Source organism: Moorena sp. SIO4A1 (assembly GCF_010672065.1).
Taxonomy (GTDB): Bacteria; Cyanobacteriota; Cyanobacteriia; order Cyanobacteriales; family Coleofasciculaceae; genus Moorena.
Genome location: NZ_JAAHHX010000942.1, coordinates 1 through 1,151, shown reverse-complemented (window position 1 = coordinate 1,151; position 1,151 = coordinate 1). Strand labels below are relative to the sequence as shown.

Genomic DNA, 1,151 nt, shown 5'->3' with positions numbered 1-1,151 from the left:
CCTGTTTACCTTGGCCATTGCAGCTGGAAACCGAGGTTTTCTAGCCATTGGGGACTGGCTCAACAGCTATCGAGACGAATTGCCCCCCGCTATTCAAGCCCCCGAAGGGTAGGATTCCTTCCTACAGCACGATTCGCCGTGTCCTGGTCACCCTAGATTACCACCAGTACTCTGCAGCTCTGGCTCGCTTCTTTGGCATTGAACCCAAGCCCTTGAGAAACCTTAGCTGTAGATGGTTTTGTCTTACGGGGCTCATACCAACGTTCTTGGTGATAATCCTGGTTCTCCACCTCACCGAGCGATTATGCTGGGAACGTGCTTATCTGGTTGAGCGGGGTAAGATTGCTCGAACCCGATCAGGTGGATAGCAAAACAAACGTGCGTCAAAGCCAAACCGCGAGTTTATTACACAACTGGCTGTCAAGGGTGTGGTGTTCGCCTTTGATGCGATTAGCACTCAAAAAAAACGGCTCAGTTGATCAAAGAGGAGTGAAAATCACTACCTAGGTGCCCTTAAAGGCAATCAGGGCAACCTATTCAGGCATCGTCAAAGCCCACTTTGTTCCTCAACAAAGTCATACTGAAGTAAGTATTGGCCATGGACGCATCGAAAAGCGCTCCGGCACGCATCTGCACACAACTCGAACACATCTTGCCCTGGCCAGGGCTAAAAACACTAATCCGAGTGGAGAGTGTTCGACAATTCAAAAAGGGGAAACAACACCAGCTGGAAACCGAAACACGCTACTATGTGGCTTCTTTCATCGAGTCTGCGGAATCCTTTGCCCAACGTATTCGGGGGTATTGGGGGGTAGAAAACAAAGTCCATTATGTGCGAGATGTCACTCAGGAAGAAGATGCTTCTCGCATTCGCATGCATCAGTTACCTCAAATCTTTGCAGTTGCTCGTAATTTTGCGCTGAATATCTATCGCTCCAATGGCTTCTCCAATATGGCTCAAGCACAGCGATACTGCCAATTTGGACTAGACACACTCAAGCGCATTTTTAGAATGAAATAGCCCTGGAAGAATAAGTTACTTAAAACCCGAAGATAAAGTTAAAATAATTCAGTGGCTTAAAGAAAAAGACTATCTGAGATTATCAGACTTAAAAAACTATTTACTTCATGAATATCAGGTAGTTTATAAG

1 protein-coding gene is annotated in these 1,151 nt (G+C 46.4%); it reads left to right on the top strand.

Features of this window, described 5'->3' with window-relative positions; all coding sequences use genetic code 11:
* The first annotated feature begins 598 nt into the window (after nucleotides 1–598).
* Nucleotides 599–1,021, top strand: a complete 423-nt coding sequence (locus tag F6K53_RS44310; RefSeq protein WP_293087268.1) for an ISAs1 family transposase — start codon at nucleotides 599–601, stop codon at nucleotides 1,019–1,021.
* Nucleotides 1,022–1,151 lie beyond the last annotated feature (130 nt).

What these genes read in the sequence shown, in the direction of transcription:
- F6K53_RS44310 (WP_293087268.1), top strand. Translation starts at nt 599, where the DNA reads ATGGACGCATCGAAAAGCGCTCCGGCACGCATCTGCACACAACTCGAA.